We start from the raw sequence: 16,391 nt of genomic DNA on the forward strand, positions 1-16,391 counted from the left end.
CTATGAGAAACAAACGTGCAGAAAACACAAAAGTAGGAATGTTGGTGGTGGCAGGACTGGCCTTCCTGATTCTCCTGCTCTACATGATCGGCAAAAACAGGAATTTGCTTGGATCAACGTTCACCATCACCGCTGTGGTGACCAACGTTAACGGGCTTGTAGCCGGCAACAACGTCAGGTTCAAAGGCATGGATGTCGGCACCGTGAAATCCATCACGGTCACAAACGATTCAGACATCTTCATCGTCATGACCATTGACGAAAAAATGAAAGCGTACATAAAACAAAATGCCCTGGCCTCCATTGGCACCGACGGCTTAATGGGAAACAAACTTGTGAATATAAATTCCGTGGCCGGAACAGCGCCCCCGGTCATAGAAGGCAGCATTCTTCAATCGCGACCGCCTGTAGAAACCGACGAAATGCTGCGCACCCTCAACACCACCAACACCAACATCGAAAAAATATCAAAGAACCTCTATGAGATCACCGCAAAACTGAACACCAACGAAAATTTATGGAAGCTGCTGTCCGACACGGCCATCACACACGATCTCAAAAAAGCTGTCGCCGGTTTCAGAGATGCCGGTCACAACACAGCCGACCTCACAGCAACCACAAAACGACTGGCCCTGAAACTAGAGCAAGGAGATGGTCTGGCCAACCGCCTCTTCACCGACACAACACTGTCAAACCAACTCGCCGCATCGCTCCAGCAGATGCAAGCGGCCAGCAACAAAACTGCCGATATGATGAGCAACTTAAAAACTATTGTAGACCACATGGAAAACGGCGAAGGCTCAGCCGGCCTCTTGCTAAGAGACACAGTGTTCCGGAAAAGCCTCATGAACAGTGCCGTTAATCTCGAACAAGGCATTGGCCGGTTCAATCAAAACATGGAAGCACTCAAAACCAATTTCCTGTTCCGTAAGTATTTTAAAAAGCTTGAGAAAGAGCAGGCCGAAGACGCCCGGCAAAACAAAAAGTAAATAGACCATCCTGACATTTCAAAAAAAGACACACCGCATTCCCGAAATGGAGAGTTGCAGAACTGCGTCTTCATTCTACAAAAATGCTATCGGCAATTTGCACGCCCGCACCAAAGGCTAATGACACGGCTACGTCGACATTAGATTTATCGAGTTGCTGTTCGTCGTTAGGGCGCATCAGCCAATACGTGTTGGATGCCACCAGTCTGCCTCCCCTGCCCGTGATGCTGTTCTCCAGCAACTGCTGGGCGCGACGCGTTGAACCGGACCCGACGGTGATGGCCACAATGGGTTTGTCGATGAGTGCATCGTGTTTCTTGATAAAATCGGTTACGGCCCAATCGGGTGCCCAGTTGTAGGTGTTTGCGCAGAGCACGTAGGCATCAAAGTCGGCAAGGGTTGTTTCATCGACGGCCGAAACCGTAGCCACCACAACATCCGTGTTGCGCTGCGCCAGTCCGTTGGCAAATGCCCGGCAAACTTTTTCGTCCAGATTATAGATAGGATCGGGATCAAAGATGACGATAACTTTTCGCGAGGCATTCGCCACCGGCTTGTGCCATGTTCGGGCCACTCCGATTCGTTCTACCCAAAGCGTGAGTATGAGCCACCCCAGTGCGATGAGGCAAACCGTGAGGGCTAACCTGCGGAGCCACAGTCGTTTTTTTGTTTTCAGCATACGGTTCAAAGATTTCCTGTATGGCAAAGCTCACACCGGTGTCGTGGCGATCGCATGAGAAAACTCACGTCGGGAAATGATTTTTGTGCGAAAATGCGGGACGTCGAAAAAGGCTAGGATTGGACACAAAGAAATGGCGAATACATTGCCAGAAATAAAAAAGCCGATATCCCCTTCGAGCATATCGGCTTTTATTTTCATCAGAGATCTACCATCCCTCGTTTTGTGTCAATGTTCCTTTGCTCACCGCGATTTCATCCGGGGGGATCGGCCACACGTGGTGCACCGCCGGGTTGAATGCCCGGCCGGCATAAATTTGTTTGGGCTGACCGTTGTCCAGTGTAAATGCGTGGTAGAGCGGTTTGGCATACGTCGCTTCTGCATCGCCCCAACGCACGAGGTCAAAGTGGAGGTCTGTCCACTCGCCAGCCAACTCGCAACGTCTTTCGTGCTTGAGGTCTGTAGTCCAGCACAGCATATTTAATCGCCGTGCAGAGATAGGACGAGACGTTGTTCCGCACATGCAGGGTCTCGCGTTTTTGCCAGATGTCGGCGAACACATCCTGCACAATCTCCTCGGCAGTTTCCTTTGACTTCAATCGGTTGTAGGCCACAGAAAGAAGTTTGTTACGGTAACGGAAATACAGGTGATCAAACGCTTCTTCGTGCCCATCTTTCAACAGGGCCAGAAGTCTTTCGTCGCTAAGATCAGTGTATCCTGTTTCGGAAATCATGCGCGTCTGAGATTGTCGCTCAAAAATAGAGCAGCCGACGGTGAGTGAAAATGATTGTCCATTAAGGCTATGTTAAAAAAATAGCCGCGTTGTTACGGACATAGTTCCATGAAGGGGAGCAATAAACACCAGGCAACCGTGGCTTTTGCAGCAATGCCTGGCCATTTCATTCTATGAAAATAGTTTTGATATCTGCACGCAGATGCTTTAATTGATAGCATGAGTCTTGCATCTTTCCTGAACTCAATTGTGCTATTAGGTTCCGTTCAGGGCTTTATAGTGGGTACGATACTTTATTTTTCGTCAAAGGAAAAACCATCCGGAAAACTGCTTGCGTGGCTTCTTCTACTCATGGCCCTCGCCTGTCTGAAAATCTATCTAAACAACATTGGTTTCACATACACTTCGGTGGGCGCACTTGTCGACGCATTCGTTCCCTTCATGATCATCATGCCCATTGGCCCATTGATTTATCTATATGCCAAAGCCGAACTATTCCCCAATTTCAAAATTGACCGCACGGCTCGCAAGCATTTTTACTCAGCCATTGTCGATTTGTTTCACCACGCCTGTGCTTTGGTTTTTTTGTTCGTCCTGCTTTTGGGTTGGGTCAATCCACATAAAAATAACTTTGGCGCTTGGTTCGATGCCTACAATGTATACTCAGACATCCCCCGCTGGATTTCGCTAACGGTATATTTGTTGCTCGCACTCCGGTTGGTGAATAACGTTGTGAAGGAGGCCAGGCTTAAAAATGAAATCGTGCCGGCGCTACCGTGGCTGAGAGAATTTCTGTGGGTCTTTCTTGCGTTTGATTTCCTTTGGCTCCTTTACCTCATTCCTTATGTCATTCCACAATACACGGACCTTATTCTTAGCTCCGTCGATTGGTTTCCGGTATATGTTCCCCTGGTGGCGATCATATACTGGTTAGGCGTGCGTGGATTTCTGATTGGACGACAAGACAATAATCTCCTGCCAAAGCCACCTCAGCTGCAACTCTCTGCCGAGATGATCGACCAGACACTGAAAAGCCTTCACAGGTCCATGACAGAAAACAATCTATATCTGGATGCCGAATTGAATCTGGCAAAGCTTTCAAAACATGTGGGAATGCATCCTAAAATCGTTTCGGCCGTGCTCAATCAAAAGCTTGGGAAAAGTTTCAACGAGTATGTCAATCAATTCCGTGTGGAAGAGGTTAAGAAGCGTCTGGTAAAGGAGGAGAACAAAAAATATACGATTGCTTCCCTCGCCTACGAATGTGGCTTCAATTCACAACCTACTTTTCAACGCGCATTCAAAACCGTGGTTGGACTAACGCCCCGCGAATTCCTCCAACGCAACGGCGATGCAGCGTGAGCTTTAATTCAAAATAGGCCTGAATAGTATTCAAATCACGATTTGAATAGGTTTCACCGCGTTCCAGCCGGTGTTTTGCCTGAAATGTAAAAACATATGAAACATTTCGGCCTCGTCTTTCTCCTTTCAGCATTAACGCTAAATCACGCATTGGCTCAAGCGCACTCCGGTGAAGATTACACCGGAGTTTATGTCTTCAGAATGGATTCCACGTCCCCGCTCACCATTCAGAAAGGAAAAAATAGCCTTCTCACTGTAGAATTTGCAGGGCAATGGCGCACCTCATTGTCCTATATCGGAAAAGACCGGTTTAGGCTCGAAGGGGTAAGGCCAAAAGCAATTCTGGCGTTCAACAGAGATAGTCTGGGCAGCATCACCGGCTTCAACTGGGTGCAGGCTATCCCGAAATTTACATACCAGCGAATATTTACCCTAAGCAAAGACAGCCTGCTGATTCACCCAAGCGGACGCCTTTCCCGGTATGTTGGAAATTACCGACTCGGCAACAACCCACAAAGGTTCTTGAAGGTGAGAATCGAAAATGATCGCCTTACGGCACAGCACACTGGCGAAGGCAAATTGACTTTAAAACAAATTTCAGAAAATCAATTCATGCTCTTCGATAAGGATTTAAAACTGGTGTACAACTTTATTCCCGACAACCATGGCAACATAACAACCATCGCATTTTCCAGGATTGGCGCACCGGAATTTGTGAAGACGAATGCAGATCCCGCCTTGCATAAAGTGTATGGATTCAACCGGTCCAATGGCTTTACACGCGCCGATACGCTAAGGGGCAAGCTGACGCCCTTGCGGGCCTGCTATGATGTTTTGTTCTATGACCTGAATGTTACTGTAGACCCAGCATCCAAATCCATACGTGGCAACAACACGATAAGATTCAAGGCGGTGAACACGTTCGATCGGGTGCAGGTCGATTTGTTCGAGAACATGAACATCGAAAAAATTCTCTACCGAGGCACTTCACTTTCCTTCAGGCGCGAATTCAACGCCGTTTTTATTGAATTCCCAACACCGATACAAGAAGGAACGGTGGATGAAATCATTGTCCTTTATTCCGGCAGACCTCAAACTCCCGACGGAGCAAGTTTAGCCGGAGGAATTTTCTGGCTTTGGGATAAGGAGGGAGAATACTGGATCGAGACCGTAACCCAGGGATCGGGCGCAAGCTTATGGTGGCCATGCAAAGATCATCTTTCAGACAAACCCGACAGCATGAAAATAAACGTGACCGTGCCACGAGGATTGTCGGACATTTCGAACGGAAGGCTGTTAAGAAAAACAGAAGTGCCCGGCAATCAAACACGCTTTGAGTGGCATGTGAGCTATCCCATCACACCCTATGGTGTGGTTATGAATATTGGAAACTATACGCACTTTTCAGACAAATACATTTCCGGAAACGACACGTTGGTTTTGAACTACTACTGCATGCCGCACGATCAAAACGTGGCCAAGGCCATTTTCAAGCATACCAAACCTATGTTGGCCCTCTTCGAAAAAAGCTTCGGCCGATATCCATTTTGGCGCGATGGTTTTACGGTGATGCAGTCGATCTATCCTATGGAGCACCAGAGCGCAGTGAGCGTTGGATCGATTTTCAACCCTTTTAACAGCGACAGGTTCGATTCGCTCGACGTCATTCGCACAATGTGGCATGAGTGTGCCCATGAATGGTGGGGAAATCACGTAACGGTCAAAGACATGGCCGACCTTTGGCTACATGAATCGTTCGCCACATACGCCGAGGCGCTAGCCTATGAGAAGTTACAGAACAGGGCAGCGATGATGAAATATCTAAAAGATCAAAAACCCGGAAACAACGGGCCGATGCTTGGCAAAATCGATGTCAACGATTTTCGTCTGGGCGACATCTATTCGAAAGGCCTGCTTATGCTGCATACACTAAGAAACCTGATCGACAACGATTCGGTTTGGTTCGATCTTCTTCGCGGCATGCAAGCACATTTTGCTTTTCAAACGGTCACTACGCACGATATTGTCAGTTACATCAACAACAAAACAGGCACAGACTACACCTATTTTTTTGAACAATATCTCACAAAAGCCTCCATTCCAAAATTGCAGTTGGCGTTTACAGAGCAAGGCAGTGTCACACATGTTAAATACCGATGGGATGTTGAAGTAGAGAAATTCGACATGCCTATAAAAGTAACGGCCACCAAAAACATTTACACCTTTATTTATCCCACCAGGAATTGGAAGGATCTTGATCTGGGGCAGATGAAGACCAAAGAATTCAAAGTCGATACGGACAACTTTTACATCGATGTTCAGAATATCAACGCAGCTTCACAACAAAATTAGATACGCCATACATTCTGTTTACCGTGTGAGCGCCAACTTTATCTAACGTTCGGAAAACGAAAGAAACATTCGATGGCTCACATCAAAGTGCGTTTCCGTGACATAATAGTTGTGACTACCAATCACCATAAACCCCGCCTTCCGATAAAAATCAATCGCCCTGTTGTTGCCAATCCAGGCATACAACCACATGCCCGATTGGCCATTATCTTTTGCCAGGTTGATATTAAAATTCAGAAGCTGCAGACCGAGCTTCTGTCCATAAAATTCTTTCCGCAGATAGATCCGGTCGAGCTTGGTCACATTCGCGACACCAATATCCGGATGACTGTCGTTTAAGACAATTTTGGAAAATCCAGCCGACTCACCATTGTACTGAATGATGTAGTAAATGTTATGGCTATCATGGAGTTCCTCCCGAATCGCCTCGGGGTTATAATTCCTTTCGAGAAACTCAGTCATGACTTCCACCGAAGAGCTGCCCCGATGAGATTCTTCCACCGCCGTTTTGCCAATGTCGGCAATGGATTGGCAGTCTCTTTCTGTTGCCTGTACAATTGAAATCATCCGTAGAATTTTATTAAATGCCTTAACCTATCAAATCACTGAATAACAAACCTACGGTCTAAGATATGAATGGTAAGGGTTTGTTGCGGCAATATTGGGGTTGATCGCGACAAAGTTCCGAACGTTTTCGATGACATGCCATGCTCACACCTGAACAAGCTTCTGGCTTTCCCTGCCAACACCGGTCGTAGCCGACAAGGGATAGTCTGCACCAAAAACAATTCGCACAATCACCCCGCCATCCGAATGAATGGAAAACTGTCCTTCAATGTCTTCGGTCAGGCCGCGCATCAGTTTGATGCCCAGGCCTGCCTGGCGGTGGCTCTGAAAATCAGCGGGTAGCCCCATACCATTGTCGGAGATGGTTAACGACACTTTTTTGTGTTCGTCGGCGGTGAGCGATAGCGAAATGATGTTGCCTTCCAGGGAGCGGGCAAAGGCATACTTTATGGCGTTGGTCACCGCCTCGTTCACAATAAGCCCCAACGGAATCACCTTCGACACATCGAGGTATATTTCATTCACATGAATCTGGAAATGAATGTAGCGCCCCAAGTCAAAACTTTTGTCGAGATAGCGAACCAGCTCGGGCAAGTATTCGGCCATGTTGATGGTGGTCATGTTGTCGGAGCGATAGAGCTTCTGGTGAATCAGCGACATGGCGTGCACACGATGCTGACTGTCCTGGATGGCCGACAAGGCCTCGCTGTTTTTCAAAAAGGCCGACTGCGATTCCAGTAAGCTCACAATGGTTTGAAGATTGTTCTTGACCCGGTGATGCATTTCTTTTAGCAACCAGTTTTTTTCGTCCACCAGGTGTTGCAAGAGCGTGTTCTTTTGTGCGATCAGTTTCTCGGAATTCTGCTTTGCTTTGAACTGCCTGAACAGCAACACGGCGATGGTGGTCACCAGCACAATGAACACCACAATGATGTTTCGAATCACACCTTGCTGCGCCAGTTCCGCTTCCTGAAGCTTGGCTTGCTCGTTCAGAAACTGAATGTTCTGATCTTTCAGTTCCAGGTCGGCTTCCTTTTTCTGTGCCGCCAGCCGGGCGCCGTCCAGTTCAATTTCCTTTAGCTTCGATTCTTGTTCAGACACGATCACACGCTGATGCAGCAGATCTGCATTTTGGTTGAGCAACTGAATGTCTTTTTCACGCAACAACAAGGCGGCCTCCTTTTTTTCGGTCTGGTATTTCACTTCCAGGTTTCGGTATTCTGCCATTTTGCTTTTGGCCTCCAGCGAATCTTCGATGTGCTTGCCACGCAGATAGTTTCGCATGGCAGGCAAGAAGGCACCTTTTGCAGAGTCGATCTTATACTCCAGCAAGTGAATGCCCGACCAATATTCGGTGGGCTCATAGCGATGAATTTTTCGGAGTCTGCTCACATACTCACCGGCCTTGTCAAATTTCTCCCATTCAACATAGAACCGGATAATGTTAAGATACATCTCCCCTTCTGCCAACACCGTGTTGTAGTAGGGCGGAATGAGTTCGATGGCCCTGAGCAAATAATTCTCGGCCTGCGCATAGTCTTTGTCGGCCCGGAGGTTCTCGCCCAACGTGGCAAAGTAATACATCGAATCCTGGCGGGCTTCTCGCGGAAACGCCTGAGCACATTGGCGAAAGTAGGCGTCGCTCTCTTTGTTTCTCCCCAACACATTCTGATAGCGGATGATGCGATTAATGATCGTCCAGTTGTCGGATTCTTTTTTGGTGTAAGCCTTGCTCAGATTGGCCAGGGCCGATTTGTAGGCATCGATGCTTTTTTCCCATTCCTTCACCGCACCATACATCTGGCCCAGTTGCAAAAAAGTTCTGTAGCGATCGTAGGGCGAGTCGGTCAGGTTTTGCTGCGCCTGGATGCAATAGGCAATGGCTTCGCCAAAGTCGGAACGCGAACGTGCATTGGCAGCCAATTCCATATACATGGCCGCTCTTGAATAGCCGGGGGCACTCCCATGATTTTTCAAAAAGTCGTTAAACACCTGCTGCGCGCGATCAAGTTTTCCAAACTTGGTGTAGAGATAAGAGATATACCATATGCGTTCGGCGGCCTGTTGCGTTTTGTCGGGTTGGCGATGAAGCACGCTCATGTTAAAAGCCCATTCGCAATATTTCAGCGCAGAGTCCAGCAAGGGCAAATCCTGCGGGCTGTTGCGATAGGCCACGGGCGACCAATAATAGTCGCCAATGCGCATCACCAGTTTGATCTTTGCCGTGTCGGAGGTGAGGGCGATTAGTTTTTTGGGTTTCTCAAATTCCTTCCGCTCAAAGTGAACGTTGGCACGAAGCAACACCTGCTCCTGAAAACCTTCCTTATCTTTTAGCCTCTGCGCCAGCACACCGGCCTGGTCAAGAAAATAAAGGGTGCTGTCGAAATGTGGTTTTGTTCGATACAAATAGAGGCTGGCAACCTGCAACAACGTTTGCACCCTGTGCTTGGTGGGCGGGGCGGTCTTCAATTCGGCAAGCAAGCCTGGCAACAACTTCTGGTCGAGGGGAGATGCTCCGGGAAAATATTGCCCGGCGGCCGAAGCACAAATCATCCAGAGAAGCACAAATAGGCTTGGTCGCAGGTTTGCCATGGCACAGAGAGGGGTTAGGTATGGTTCGCCGTCAGAAGGCGAAAATAAATTATCCCCCGCTAATTTTCAATGACAGAACCGGCCGTGTGTTGGCTGTTTAAGAGAAATTGCTTGTGCATGGCGGCAAGGACTAAACTAATTTTCCTTCCGAAGACGTTGCATTGTCACCATTATTTTCCAAACCAACGCGAAGCTTTTTTCCAAAAAGGTGGACATAAAAGAAAGTGCTGCAGATAGCCAGCAGGTGAAATTCATATATTGCGTTGACAAAAGGAAACCCACACTTTGGCACGGACTATACGCCGTTCATCCTTAGTGTTAAACAATTGACTACAATACGCATGGCATGTAAGTGCTCGACATATCCAGATTTAGAGTTGATTCGAGAATCAATTGATAAGAGAATTGCCATCACAAAGGGCATCAAGAAACAACTGCAATTCCTTTCAGAATCTCCCTCGGGCGATAGCCTTTATAAATGCGCGGTATGCCAGCAGTTGTGGCAAAACAGCCGTGCCTGGAATTGGGGAAATAAGGAATATGTATTTAAAGTGCCAAACATTGATGTTGCCGATTGGATGATCGAATCCTTTGCCCTCCCTGATCAAATGTTAATCTATTCCGCGACAATGAACGACTACTTTAAAAAGAACACACTGGTCGAGTCCGACAAAGGATGTCAAAAGAATGGTTGTGGCAATAACGCCCTCTTGAACAATGTCCTTTGCCGTGAACATTTCATTCAAAATCTTCAACAATTCGGACTGCTCACGAAATTTCCCCGGGGCAGAATGTTTAGTCCTTATCTAGTGGGCTCGTGAAATTTCATTATTTTATATTCCCAGGAAATATTCAACGACCGATATGGCTACGATTATCCCCACCGTGGCCAAACAAACCACCCAGCCGGTCCTGACGTATGACGGGCTGCGATTCACCAATCCGATAACCAAAAAGAAGATCCCAGATGATAGGCCCACGAGTGCTATCAGGACTTTTATAATAATAGAAATCATCTGGCGTGAGAAGTTGATCGCATGATGTACAGGATAAAGTATGGCAATGTAGGATCAACTCAAAAAACTTCCAAATCATTCAGTTCAGCCCTGCCCTATTCTTCCATTCCAAATTACGTTCTCAGCATAGCATTCCATCCATTCAACAATGGACAATGTCCACCCCGGAACAACTACTACATTTTTATACTACCGGCCTCAGTATATTTCAACACGGAACAAACTGCGATCACAGGATCTATCTCCTGTTTTTTTGATGCATACCCCTACCGGTGGAACCGCATTACTTTGCTATTTTTACTCCCAACTCATAAAACGATGGACAGCCAGCAAATAAAAAATCTAGTCAAAAGGGCATCGAACGATGTTTTGTTTGATGCCATTTATTACAAGCAGTTCTCTGACGAGGAATTGGTATTTTTTAAAGAAGAAATAAAGTCCAGACGGATTGAACCTGAATTCCTTGCTGAGATCAACAGAAAGGAGTCTCAAAAATCCAAGATAAAAGAGAACGCTAAAACGCTGCCCAAGGATGATCTGCTGGCGATCGTTGCCTATAACATTCATCAATTCACAGCGGAAGATCTTGCCCTGTTAAAAAATCACGTGAAAGAAAGAGGATGGGAGAAAGAACTATCGGATCTCATGAAAAAGAAAGAGGCGGATTCAAGGGCGTTCAAAGAGCAGGTAGAGAATGCCTCGAATGACGTCGAGGACTTAATGGCAAATTTTAACTCTTTTAATGAGAAGCAGTTTCCGGAAATGGCAGCGCGGATTAAAAAAGAGAAGAGAAAGAAGTCAATCGTCAGCGTTATTGCAGGCACCGTGTTTATCCTGATCGGGGCTGGGCTCACGGCCTGGTCAGAGGGCGGAGTTATTTTCTATGGAGCCATTGTCGTGGGCATTTTCATGATCATACGGGGTGTGTCCAGCATCTATAAAGAATAGCGCCGCGCTTTTAAACATAACTTTCCACACATAACCTTCCACATATTTTTTATGTCGACCTATACAATTCGGAAGCCTTCATCAAGCGACCAACCTTCATCACAGTTGTTTACAGACCTCTGCACCTTTGTGGGCTCCAGGGCACACGGATCGCTGGGTTGGTTTGATACATTCGGCCCTGAACCTGTTCCCGCCGAATGGGACGCCGCCGTGGCAGCACGGGTCAACGCCCACGGTTTCGCCTTCATGCAACTGCCCGACGGTTCGTTTCTGGTGTTGCTAGATACCGGTGTAACCGCTGCACCACATGCTGTAGCACTTCTTGGTTCGGAAGGAGAAATTCGTACCGTGGCAAACAGTCCCGAAGAATTTATTTTGCTGTGGTCGTCGGGCGAGACTGGCATTGGCGAACTCGACGACGAAGAAATCAGCGACAGAGCATCACTCCATGCCTGGGCAAAAGCGCGCAATGTGCAATTGCCATCCGCAACAGAGTTTGATTTTGGTGCATGGCTGGAGGGAAACCAAACAACAAGCACAACAACAGCCTCTCCGTCACAGCGCATGCCCACGGCAGATTACCACAAGCTGGGACCGAAAATGCGCGAGCTTGCCGACATGATGGGACGCCGCGCCGACGACGAAGGCCTGATTGCCTGGATAACGCAAACGCTCGGAAAAAAAATGCCACGCTACACCGCCGACAGCGTAAATGTAGTAGCGCCCAAGGCAGGCCTGGAGCTGGTGTTCTCGCACAACGTGCTGAATGAAAAGTATCCCTTGCTAAAACGGAGCGCGCGGTCATTCATCCCCTACTTGTCTTATGCGTGGGTGCGGGAGAAAGTCGGTGAGCCTGTGTTTGGCATCGACCTGAAGAAAGGCACCGAAGCAGATGCCATACAATCGTTGGGACAACCGGATGGCCGCAGGCCACAGTTTATGAATGATGCAGAGGAAACCATTGCCTACTGGCACCGCGTTGTTGATGCCGCGGCCGAGGTTGTGTTTATCGTGGAATCGGATGACGGCATCGACGTGAAAGTCACGATAGAATCATCGCGCGCGCTGGAGGAATTTCCGGATATGAGCACAAGTTTGTTCGTGGCGTGGGCCGCCGAAAATAATCTTCTCAATGAAGCAGCGTTTTCGCAGCACGCTGCGTTGCTGGCCAAAGTGAAAGCACGGCAGGCATCAGGATCTGATCTGGTGAAGGCAGCGCTGCCCCGTGGACTGTGGGATAGTCATTTGGTGGACAAGCCCGGCCTTCATCGCAAAGCTTATCAATGGTTTCACAACATGGCTGGCCTATGGATAACCGCCGACCTGAAGAAGATATTTGGATCCCGCAAAGGACCCTATGGCCATGACGAACCTGTGCTTGACGACGACGGTTGGGACAAGGTGGATGCCGCCGCTCCCGCATTTCGAAAACTAGTAGAGAAATGATACAACGTGGCCTTCGTTCGAGATTTATCACTCGGTTTTTTTATTCGCTAACGTGCAGACAAAATGAAAGAAGCAAACGAAAAATCCAGGAGTTCACAGAACGACAAGTTGAAGATTAAAATTAACTCAAATGACAACCCCTATCCTTCTGCGGATACCCAGCAAAAACTGCTTCAACCTCGCAGGTTGGCTTCCTATTTCATTGTGCTGATTGACAGCGGCTCCATCACTTACACGACCCAGACTATTTTTCAAGGCTATTCACATGGTGGGCCATCATCATTCGCAACCCGGACCGGTAACAACGATTTGAGAATCCATAATTTCATACTTCGCTTCCAGCGTTTTGCAGATCAATCGCATTTTTTCATACAGGGGCATGTCTGCCAGTGAAACGTTCAGCACACAATTCTTCATAATTTCTTCGTCATAAACAATGGTCACCCCATAGGCCTCCTCCAGTGATTCAAACACTTCTTTCACCGGCGCATCCTCAAACAAAAACTTTCTTTTCACGGCAGAGTTAATCAATGCAGGATTCTCAATCAAAGATTTTGAAAGCGTCGATTCTTCCCTGGAGTAAATAACTTGCTGATTTGGAATCAACACAACCGTGCTATTGGGATGAGCTTTTTTCGATTTCATTTCTTTCACCGTTTGAACAGAAACCTTGCCGGTCTTGACCTGCACCAGTATGTCGGGTTCATTTTTGAATGCCCGCACGATAAAACTTGTACCCAGAACGCGGGCCACAACTTTGTCGGCATACACATAGAAAGGTCGTGTTGGTTCCTTTGCTATCTCAAAAAATCCTTCTCCGTTCAGGGTCACTTCCCTGGCGCTTTCAGAAAACACCCGGGGATATTGCAACGAACTATTGGGCTGAAGCACTACCGAACTACCATCCAAAAACATCACTGTTTTTGGTGTCACTCCATTGTTTATCACCGAAATCAAGTCTTGATCATCTTGTGTTGTTTGACCGGATTCGCGAAAAAAGACGACCAAACTCAGAACGGCTATTGTCAACACGGCTACGCTTGCTGCCATCCATTTTTTTGAAACAAAAGGCAGCTTCGCTTTTGGCTTTGTGTTCAGTGAATGGTCAAGTCTGTTCCAAACTTCATCTTCTTCCTTTCTAAGCTGCAAACTTTCGCCTTCACCGTGGATGGCCCCAATGAGACGCTTCGCTTCCATTACCTCCTCTAGCTTGTCGGGATACTGCATAGTCCACGCACGCCAAAACTGGTCCAATTCCGGATACATGCCTGGATGCCTGGCCCACTTTTCAAATCGCTCATCAAGGACAAGATCAATTGCTGTATAAGTATTATAGTCTTTCATTTTATTTTAAAAACGGTCAATATAAAATTGTATCAAATCTTCAACCCACTTCCCAACGCCGAACATCACCACACCTTGTCTATTGTCCGGCATAGCAGAATCAACCCGAGCAGCGTTATCTGAGAATACTTTCTCAACAATTCAAGCCCGCGCTGAACCAGATTTCGAGCGGATTGTTCATTCACGTCCAGCTTATCTGCAATTTCACGGTAAGACAATTTATTGTAGAACTTCATCAACAAGGCTTCGTACTGGCGTGGTGGGAGGTCCTGCATATATTTTCTCAGTTTACGTGTTCGGGCATCATCACACTCGCTCTCAATTATTATTTCTTCATGCGAACTGTCGGCCGCCACACTTATCCAATCCGATTTATAGTTAAAGGTGGAGAACCGACGGTGGTTTTGATTATTCAATACGATTCTCCTTTTCAGGGTAGTAAACAAATAGTACCGGACGGAAGTCGTTGGCTGGAGTTTTTCTCTATAGTTCCAGATATCCAGGAACATATCATGTATGGCATCTTTCACCAATTTTGAACTGGTGAACTTGGTTCCATAGCGATAGAGCATACCAAAAAGTTTTCGATAGAGCATTTCCAACGACTCTCGATCACCGCTTTTTATTTTGAGCCAAAGACTCTCGTCTTCATCAAACATTGAATGCATAGTAGCCACTGTTAACCTGAAATAAGGAAGCCCCGGCAGGTTTGCCGAGACTTCCTTGTTATCAGGTTTGTCTTTTGTTTAGTATCCAGGATTTTGTGATATCAGAGAATTGGACAAGGCCACTTCATCCTGCGGGATGGGAAAACTCTCATGCTTTCCGTCTTGAAATGCCTTGCCCTTCAACGTCGAATACTTGGCGGCAAAAGATCTCAACACACTGCCGGCGCGCCCCTGCCGAACCAGGTCGAAAAATCTGAGATTCTCTCCGGCAAGCTCAACCCGGCGTTCGTGCCAAATCGCATTGCGCAGGGAGGTTTTGTCTCCCGCGGTCACATCCGGCACACGATCTTCCGCATCCATTGCCTCATCAAATTCATATCCTTTCACGTTGCGATATGGATCTGTAAAGCTCGACTCACGCGCACGCTTCCTCACGGTGTTTAGCGCATCCTGAGCCTGAGCAATTTTTCCATTCTCGTTGGCTGCCTCGGCATACATCAGCAACACGTCGGCATAGCGAATAACCGTGTAGTTATAATCTGTCTGACCTACCGGCAGCAGAAAGTTCAAAGGGTCCCAAAGCTTCCGAAGATGCATTTTGTCCGGATTCAGTCCGCCTGAAAACGACACAACCGAGGCGTTTCCTTTGCTCACATCTTCGTCGCCTTCAAATAAAAATGTCCATACAATTCTCGGGTCTCCGGGATTCTGCTCAAACTCCGTCAACAGGTCTTTAGACAATCCACTCAATCCCCATCCGCCATAAGCGCCTCTGGGTTGTTGAGCCGAGGCCCACCAGGAGGCGTGCGAAAAATCGTAGCCCGTGCCAAAATACTTATCGATTGTGTAGCCGAGTTCAAAGATCGATTCCACACCGTGCTCTTTGTCCTTGCTAAAAACGTCCTTGAACTCCGGCGCGAGCCGATACTCCTTTGAATCAATAACCTTTGATGCATAGGCTTCACAGTTCACCCAGTCTTTTGTGTAAAGATAAGAGCGTGTCAACAAAGCCTGGGCCGCTCCCTTGGTGGCACGTCCCACCTGGTCAACCGGATAGGAAGACTTAACCGGGAGCCGTGCTTCGGCATCTTTCAGTTCGTTAATAATAAAATTCCAGGTATCCATAAAATTAGATCGCGGCACCTTGCCCATTTCACTTTGCAGCAACACATGGTCAATGATGGGAAGGCCCTTGTCTTTGGATTCACTACCATACGCCATCATTATTCGCATGTAGGCGTAGGCACGCAGAAATTTAACTTCGCCAATATAGCGGTCGCGAATTGATTCACTCACGTCGGTTGCCTTTGAAAGACCCTCGAGTGCCGTATTGAAGAAAAAGATGTAGTGGTAGTTTAGTCTGTAAACGCTTCTGATCGCCGGATTGCTGGGCAGCGTTTCGAAACGCTCCATGATCCCCAGATCGGGTTGGTCTCCATCGTTCTGACCGCCCTTGTAGGCATCGTCCGAAAGAATGTTGCCCATGGCATAGATGTGCCATGCTTCCCATATTTGCCAGTCTTTGTCGTTGCTATAGAAAGCGGCATAACATCCGGTCACCGCTTGTTCCGAAGCAAAAACATCGGTGGATATATTTCCCTTCAAAGGAACATCCAGAAAATCATTGCAGGAGACAACCCCAAGCAGCATGATCATGAAAAGTGATGTTGTAATTTTTTTCATACTCGTAATTT

The 16,391-nt window shown here is 47.4% G+C and carries 14 protein-coding genes; 6 read left to right on the top strand and 8 right to left on the bottom strand.

All coding sequences use genetic code 11. From position 1 onward, the window contains the following. Window positions 1-2: 2 nt before the first annotated feature. Complete coding sequence (locus tag JI741_RS17475; protein ID WP_202011879.1) at window positions 3-989, top strand: MlaD family protein; 987 nt, start codon at window positions 3-5, stop codon at window positions 987-989. A gap of 70 nt (window positions 990-1,059) precedes the next feature. Here the strand turns inward: JI741_RS17475 and JI741_RS17480 are convergent, their stop codons facing one another. The 3 genes from JI741_RS17480 to JI741_RS32580 all read right to left on the bottom strand — a co-directional run bounded on the left by JI741_RS17480 (window position 1,060) and on the right by JI741_RS32580 (window position 2,402). Further along, window positions 1,060-1,668 carry a hypothetical protein gene (locus JI741_RS17480; RefSeq protein ID WP_202011881.1) on the bottom strand — a complete coding sequence of 203 codons (609 nt, stop codon included), beginning with the start codon at window positions 1,666-1,668 and terminating at the stop codon, window positions 1,060-1,062. A 208-nt stretch (window positions 1,669-1,876) separates the two neighbouring features. Beyond that, on the bottom strand, window positions 1,877-2,101 hold the full coding sequence (locus JI741_RS32575; protein ID WP_236676126.1) for a RagB/SusD family nutrient uptake outer membrane protein: 225 nt from the start codon (window positions 2,099-2,101) through the stop codon (window positions 1,877-1,879). Next, window positions 2,070-2,402 carry a sigma factor gene (locus JI741_RS32580; RefSeq protein ID WP_236676127.1) on the bottom strand — a complete coding sequence of 111 codons (333 nt, stop codon included), beginning with the start codon at window positions 2,400-2,402 and terminating at the stop codon, window positions 2,070-2,072. The genes JI741_RS32575 and JI741_RS32580 overlap by 32 nt, the downstream gene beginning before the upstream one ends. A gap of 351 nt (window positions 2,403-2,753) precedes the next feature. Between JI741_RS32580 and JI741_RS17490 the strand changes: the two genes are divergently transcribed. Further along, window positions 2,754-3,764: a helix-turn-helix domain-containing protein gene (locus JI741_RS17490; RefSeq protein ID WP_202011885.1), complete on the top strand. Its 1,011-nt coding sequence runs from the start codon at window positions 2,754-2,756 to the stop codon at window positions 3,762-3,764. Between the two features lie 201 nt (window positions 3,765-3,965). After that, entirely contained in the window at window positions 3,966-6,116 is a 2,151-nt protein-coding gene (locus tag JI741_RS17495) for a M1 family metallopeptidase (protein WP_202011887.1), read from the top strand. A 42-nt stretch (window positions 6,117-6,158) separates the two neighbouring features. Here the strand turns inward: JI741_RS17495 and JI741_RS17500 are convergent, their stop codons facing one another. Both JI741_RS17500 and JI741_RS17505 read right to left on the bottom strand, forming a co-directional pair. Next, window positions 6,159-6,683 carry a GNAT family N-acetyltransferase gene (locus JI741_RS17500; protein WP_202011888.1) on the bottom strand — a complete coding sequence of 175 codons (525 nt, stop codon included), beginning with the start codon at window positions 6,681-6,683 and terminating at the stop codon, window positions 6,159-6,161. A 144-nt stretch (window positions 6,684-6,827) separates the two neighbouring features. After that, complete coding sequence (locus JI741_RS17505) at window positions 6,828-9,275, bottom strand: tetratricopeptide repeat-containing sensor histidine kinase (protein ID WP_202011890.1); 2,448 nt, start codon at window positions 9,273-9,275, stop codon at window positions 6,828-6,830. 263 nt (window positions 9,276-9,538) lie between these two features. Between JI741_RS17505 and JI741_RS17510 the strand changes: the two genes are divergently transcribed. The 3 genes from JI741_RS17510 (at window position 9,539) to JI741_RS17520 (ending at window position 12,685) form a co-directional block, all read left to right on the top strand. Further along, entirely contained in the window at window positions 9,539-10,096 is a 558-nt protein-coding gene (locus JI741_RS17510; protein WP_236676128.1) for a hypothetical protein, read from the top strand. A 513-nt stretch (window positions 10,097-10,609) separates the two neighbouring features. Next, window positions 10,610-11,239, top strand: a complete 630-nt coding sequence (locus JI741_RS17515) for a hypothetical protein (protein WP_202011894.1) — start codon at window positions 10,610-10,612, stop codon at window positions 11,237-11,239. A gap of 51 nt (window positions 11,240-11,290) precedes the next feature. Then, a complete protein-coding gene (locus JI741_RS17520) occupies window positions 11,291-12,685 on the top strand; it encodes a hypothetical protein (protein ID WP_202011896.1) in 1,395 nt (464 codons plus the stop codon). 279 nt (window positions 12,686-12,964) lie between these two features. Here the strand turns inward: JI741_RS17520 and JI741_RS17525 are convergent, their stop codons facing one another. The 3 genes from JI741_RS17525 to JI741_RS17535 form a co-directional block, all read right to left on the bottom strand. Next, the gene (locus JI741_RS17525) at window positions 12,965-14,029 is read right to left on the bottom strand and encodes a FecR family protein (protein WP_202011897.1); all 1,065 of its coding nucleotides are present in this window, start codon (window positions 14,027-14,029) and stop codon (window positions 12,965-12,967) included. 65 nt (window positions 14,030-14,094) lie between these two features. Next, window positions 14,095-14,697 (bottom strand): RNA polymerase sigma factor, encoded by a 603-nt coding sequence (locus JI741_RS17530; protein WP_202011898.1) that lies wholly within the window; start codon window positions 14,695-14,697, stop codon window positions 14,095-14,097. A 78-nt stretch (window positions 14,698-14,775) separates the two neighbouring features. After that, window positions 14,776-16,380, bottom strand: a complete 1,605-nt coding sequence (locus JI741_RS17535) for a RagB/SusD family nutrient uptake outer membrane protein (RefSeq protein WP_202011899.1) — start codon at window positions 16,378-16,380, stop codon at window positions 14,776-14,778. Window positions 16,381-16,391 lie beyond the last annotated feature (11 nt).

The organism is Chryseolinea lacunae (assembly GCF_016735595.1).
GTDB classification, from domain to species: Bacteria; Bacteroidota; Bacteroidia; order Cytophagales; family Cyclobacteriaceae; genus Chryseolinea; species Chryseolinea lacunae.

Excerpts from the sequence above, each read along its gene's own strand:
- JI741_RS17475 (WP_202011879.1), top strand. The coding sequence starts at position 3 with ATGAGAAACAAACGTGCAGAAAACACAAAAGTAGGAATGTTGGTGGTG.
- JI741_RS17480 (WP_202011881.1), bottom strand. The coding sequence starts at position 1,668 with ATGCTGAAAACAAAAAAACGACTGTGGCTCCGCAGGTTAGCCCTCACG.
- JI741_RS32580 (WP_236676127.1), bottom strand. The coding sequence starts at position 2,402 with ATGATTTCCGAAACAGGATACACTGATCTTAGCGACGAAAGACTTCTG.
- JI741_RS17490 (WP_202011885.1), top strand. The coding sequence starts at position 2,754 with ATGGCCCTCGCCTGTCTGAAAATCTATCTAAACAACATTGGTTTCACA.
- JI741_RS17495 (WP_202011887.1), top strand. The coding sequence starts at position 3,966 with ATGGATTCCACGTCCCCGCTCACCATTCAGAAAGGAAAAAATAGCCTT.
- JI741_RS17500 (WP_202011888.1), bottom strand. The coding sequence starts at position 6,683 with ATGATTTCAATTGTACAGGCAACAGAAAGAGACTGCCAATCCATTGCC.
- JI741_RS17505 (WP_202011890.1), bottom strand. The coding sequence starts at position 9,275 with ATGGCAAACCTGCGACCAAGCCTATTTGTGCTTCTCTGGATGATTTGT.
- JI741_RS17515 (WP_202011894.1), top strand. The coding sequence starts at position 10,610 with ATGGACAGCCAGCAAATAAAAAATCTAGTCAAAAGGGCATCGAACGAT.
- JI741_RS17520 (WP_202011896.1), top strand. The coding sequence starts at position 11,291 with ATGTCGACCTATACAATTCGGAAGCCTTCATCAAGCGACCAACCTTCA.
- JI741_RS17525 (WP_202011897.1), bottom strand. The coding sequence starts at position 14,029 with ATGAAAGACTATAATACTTATACAGCAATTGATCTTGTCCTTGATGAG.
- JI741_RS17530 (WP_202011898.1), bottom strand. The coding sequence starts at position 14,697 with ATGCATTCAATGTTTGATGAAGACGAGAGTCTTTGGCTCAAAATAAAA.
- JI741_RS17535 (WP_202011899.1), bottom strand. The coding sequence starts at position 16,380 with ATGAAAAAAATTACAACATCACTTTTCATGATCATGCTGCTTGGGGTT.